Origin of the sequence: Micromonospora sp. NPDC048935, from assembly GCF_043197875.1 — a bacterium.
GTDB lineage: Bacteria > Actinomycetota > Actinomycetes > Mycobacteriales > Micromonosporaceae > Micromonospora.
On record NZ_JBICTZ010000028.1, the window covers coordinates 1 to 4,940 of the forward strand.

Genomic DNA, 4,940 nt, shown 5'->3' on the forward strand with positions numbered 1-4,940 from the left:
GGTTCGGCATGTGCGGGAGACTGTTCGTTTTCATGATGGGGTCGAGGCTTTGCTCGGCGCGGGGGTGACGACGTTCGTCGAGTTGGGCCCGGACGGAGTGCTCTCCGCACTCGTACAGGAGCAGCTCCCCGGCAGCACCGCGATACCCGTCCTGCGTAAGGGCCGGCCGGAGACGACCACACTTGCCGAACTCCTGGCGGGTGTCGTCGTGCACGGCGTGTCCGTCGACTGGCGGGCGTATTTCGCCGGCCGCGGCGGCCGGGCCGTCGACCTGCCGACCTACTCCTTCCAGAGGCGTCGCTACTGGCCGCAGCGAAGGCCGCAGACCGCGGGCGTCTCCGCCGCGGGCATGGACGCGATCGGGCACCCTCTGCTCGGCGCGGCGGTGGGCCTGGCCGGCGGTCAGGGCATGCTCTTCACGGGTTCCCTGTCCCTGCGTACGCACCCCTGGCTCGCCGACCACATGATCATGGGAACCGTCCTGCTGCCGGGCACGGCGATCGTGGAACTCGCCCTCCAGGTGGGTGAACAGGTCGCCTGCGACGTCATCGAGGAACTCGTCCTGGACGCGCCGCTGGTCCTCGACGAGCGTGCGGCACTCCAGTTCCAGATGACCACGGAGGAGCCGGACGAGTCGGGCCGACGCGCGTTCGCGCTGCATTCCCGGCCGGGCGGCAGTGAGCTCGACGAGGTCTGGACCCAGCACGCGTCCGGCGTGCTGGCACCCGGTGCCCGACCGCACGACCTGCCCGCCGATCTGACGCAGTGGCCGCCCACGGGGGCCGTCGCGGTCGACGTGTCCGGCCACTACCGGGATCTCGCCGAGCGCGGGTACACCTACGGCCCCGCCTTCCAGGGGCTGCGCGCCGCGTGGCGCCGCGGTGCGGAGGTGTTCGCCGAGGTGGCGCTGCCCGTCCCCGCCGAAGCGGAGGCGGCCCGGTACGCCCTGCACCCGGCGTTGCTCGACGCGGCCCTGCACGCCGCCGACCTGGGCATGCTCGGACCGCCCGGGGAAGTACGGCTGCCCTTCACCTGGGCCGACGTCGCCCTGCACGCCGCAGGCGCGTCGTCCCTACGGGTGCGGCTGGCACCTGCCGGTTCCGGAGCGGTCTCCCTGGTGGTGTGCGACCCGTCCGGGCTGCCCGTCGCGACGGCCACCTCGGTGGCCTTCCGGACGGGCTCGCCGGACCGGCTCTCGACAGGTGGTCAGCACCGATCGCTCTACCGGCCGAACTGGAACGAGGTACCGGCGGGCACTCCCACCCGGGCCGACTGGGCGGTGGTCGGCCCGGATCCGCTCGGCCTGGCCGGCGCGCTCAGCGCGGCCGCCGGTGAGGTCCGCGGCCACCCGGATCTGGCGTCGCTCGCGGACGCCGGGACGGTGCCCGGCCTGGTCGTGCTGTGCACCGGCACCGGGAGCGCGCACGAGGTCCTGAGCCAGATCCAGACGTGGCTCGCCGACGAGCGGTTCGCCGGAGCCACCGCGGTCCTGGTCACCAACGGCGCTGTCCAGGCACGGCCGGGGGAGGCGGTCCACCGGCCGGATCAGGCCGCGGTGTGGGGGCTGGTGCGGTCCGTGCAGGCCGAACACCCCGGCACGTTCGTCCTCGTGGACCTGGACGGCCGAGCCCCTTCGGTGGGCGCGTTCGCCGCGGCAGTCGCGACCGGGGAGCGGCAGCTCGCGGTGCGCGGGGGCACCGTCCTCGTGCCGAGGCTGGCCCGTACCGCGGTGACACCTGAGGTGCCCGGGGGGACCGCCTGGAGGCTCGTCCCGACCGGTGCGGGCACGGCCGACGGTCTCGCCCTGGAGCCCTGCCCGGACGTGCTCGCGCCACTCGGCCACGGCCAGGTCCGGGTGTCGGTCCGGGCCGCCGGGCTGAACTTCCGCGACGTACTGATCGCCCTCGGGGTGTACCCCGGCGCGGCCGTCCTCGGCGGCGAAGGTGCCGGGATCGTCCTGGAGGTCGGGCCCGGAGTCACGGACCTCGCGCCCGGAGACCGGGTGATGGGCCTGCTGCCCGGCTCCTTCGGGCCGGTCGCCGTCACCGACCGGCGCACACTCGTGCGGATCCCGCGGGGGTGGACGTTCACCCAGGCGGCCTCCGTACCGATCGTCTTCCTCACCGCCTACCACGGGCTGCGGGAGGTGGCCGAGCTGCGCACGGGGGAGGCAGTCCTGGTCCACGCCGCGGCGGGCGGGGTCGGCATGGCGGCGGTCCAACTGGCCCAACACTGGGGCGCCGAGGTCTACGGCACCGCGAGCCCCGGCAAATGGGATGTCCTGCACTCGTCCGGACTGCCCGGGGACCGGATCGCCTCGTCCCGCACCGCCGAGTTCGAGGCCGCGTTCCTGGCCGCGACCGGCGGCCGCGGGATGGACGTGGTGCTGGACTCGCTCGCCGGCGAACTTGTCGACGCGTCGCTGCGGCTGTTGCCGCGCGGCGGCCGGTTCGTCGAGATGGGCAAGGCCGACCTACGGGATCCGGACCTCGTCGCCACCGAGCACGAGGGTGTCCGCTACCGCGCCTTCGACCTCGCCGACGTCGCGCCGGACCGGATCCAGGAGATGCTGGCCGACCTCGTGCGGCTGTTCGAGCGCGGGGTGCTCGCGCCGCTGCCCACCACCGCCTGGGACGTACGCGCCGCGCAGCAGGCGTTCCGGCACGTCAGCCAGGGCCGCCACGTCGGCAAGGTGGTCCTGACCATTCCGCCGCCCGGAACTCTCGCCGACGGCACCGTCCTCGTCACCGGCGGTACGGGCGCGCTGGGCCGCCGGCTCGCCCGGCACCTGGTGACCGGGCACGGCGTCCGCAGCCTCCTGCTCGCCGGACGCGGGGGACCCGACGCGGACGGTGCCGCCGCCCTCACCGCCGACCTGGAGGCGCTCGGTGCCCGGGTCAGGATCGCGGCCTGTGACGTGTCCGATCGCGACGCCGTCGCGGCCCTGCTCGGGGACATACCGGCGGAGTACCCGCTCAGCGCCGTGGTGCATGCCGCTGGAGTGCTCGACGACGGCGTGGTCGAGACACTGACGCCGGAACGGCTCGACGGCCTGGCCGCGGCCAAGGCCGAGGGGGCCCTGCACCTGCACGAACTGACCGCGCATTTGCCACTTTCGGCGTTCGTGCTGTTCTCGTCGGCGGCCGCCACCGTCGGCACCGCGGGCCAGGCGGGCTACGCGGCGGCCAACGCCCGTCTCGACGCACTGGCCCAGACACGCAGGGCCGCGGGGCTCCCCGCCGTCTCACTCGGATGGGGCCCGTGGGCGCCCGGCGACGGGGGGATGGCGGCCGGGCTGCACGAACGTGACCTCCGGCGCATCGGACGCCTCGGTGTCGTCCCGCTGGATCCGGACGAGGCGCTCGCGTTGTTCGACGCCGCGCTGGCGTCCGACGAACCGGTGCTGGTCCCGGTCCGGCTCAACGAGCGGGCGTTGCGCGCCGCGGCACGGGAGGGGTCGCTACCGCCGGTGCTCCAGGGGCTCGTCAAGGCGGGCCCGAGGCGGGCCGCGAGACGGGCGGCCGGCTCGGCGGAGGAATCCACCGCCCTGCGCGAACGGCTGGCGGGCCTGTCGGCCGAGGCGCGCGAGAACGCACTGCTCGGACTGATCCGGACCCAGGTCGCGGTGGCGCTCGGGCACTCCTCGGCGGAGCAGGTGGGTCGCGAGGCGGCCTTCCGCGAGCTCGGGTTCGACTCGCTGACCGCGGTGGACCTGCGTAACCGCCTCGTCGCGGCGACCGGGGCGCAACTGCCCGCCACTGTCGTGTTCGACCGGCCGACTCCGATCGCCCTCGCCCGGTTCATCGCCGACGAGATCGCGCCCGCACGCGGCGAGCCGGCGGCGGCGCTCGTCGGCGGGTTGGACGCGCTGGAGGCAGCCCTGACGACTGCCGAGCCCGACGAGGACCAACGCGCCTGGGTCGCGACCCGGCTGCAGACGCTGCTGGCGAAATGGTCCGGCGCACCGGAGCCCGCGCCGGAACGAAGGGACGACGACCTGAGCGGCGCCTCCGCGGACGAGCTGTTCCAAATGATCGACAACGAGTTCGGGGCGATCTGATGACCGATGCGGGAGTGAACGCGATGTCCGGCGGGGGAGAGCGGAGCGAGGCGAAGCTCCTCGACTATCTCAGGCGGGTCACCGGCGACCTGCGCCAGGCCCACCAGCGGATCCGCGACCTGGAGGACGGGGATCGGGAGCCCATCGCGATCATCGGGATGAGCTGCCGTTACCCGGGCGGGGCCAGCAGCCCGGAGAAGCTCTGGCAGCTCGTACGCGATGGCCGCGACGCGATCGCCGGCTTCCCCACGGACCGCGGCTGGCCGGAGGACCTGTACGACCCGGACCCGGACCGCGCCGGCAAGGTCTCGACCCGGGAGGGCGGTTTCCTCTACGACGCGGCGGATTTCGACCCGGCCTTCTTCGGTCTCTCCCCGCGTGAGGCGCTGGCGACCGATCCCCAGCAGCGGCTGCTGCTGGAGACGTCCTGGGAGGCGTTCGAAGCGGCCGGGATAGACCCGTCCACGGTCCGGGGCAGCCGGACGGGTGTCTTCGCGGGTGTCGTCTACAACGACTACGCCTCGCGGATCAGGCAGGTGCCCGAGGAGGTGGAGGGCTACCTGCGGACGGGCAGCTCGGGCAGTGTCGCTTCGGGGCGGGTGGCGTACACGTTTGGTTTTGAGGGTCCTGCGGTGACTGTGGATACGGCGTGTTCGTCGTCGTTGGTGGCGTTGCATTTGGCGGTGCAGTCGTTGCGGCGGGGTGAGTGTGGGTTGGCGCTTGCTGGTGGGGTGACGGTGATGTCGACTCCGGCGACGTTTGTGGAGTTCAGTCGTCAGCGGGGGTTGGCGGTTGATGGTCGGTGTAAGGCGTTTTCGGCGGCTGCGGATGGGACGGGTTGGGCGGAGGGTGTGGGGGTGTTGTTGTTGGAGCGGTTGTC

General features: G+C 73.4%; 2 protein-coding genes. Both read left to right on the forward strand.

Annotated elements, in window-relative coordinates:
* Nucleotides 1–64: 64 nt before the first annotated feature.
* Nucleotides 65–4,060 carry an SDR family NAD(P)-dependent oxidoreductase gene (locus ACGFIW_RS33705; RefSeq protein ID WP_393324592.1) on the forward strand — a complete coding sequence of 1,332 codons (3,996 nt, stop codon included), beginning with the start codon at nucleotides 65–67 and terminating at the stop codon, nucleotides 4,058–4,060.
* The coding region (locus tag ACGFIW_RS33710; RefSeq protein ID WP_393324595.1) for a beta-ketoacyl synthase N-terminal-like domain-containing protein at nucleotides 4,060–4,940 on the forward strand (881 nt) is incomplete at its 3' end. The genes ACGFIW_RS33705 and ACGFIW_RS33710, both read left to right, overlap by 1 nt.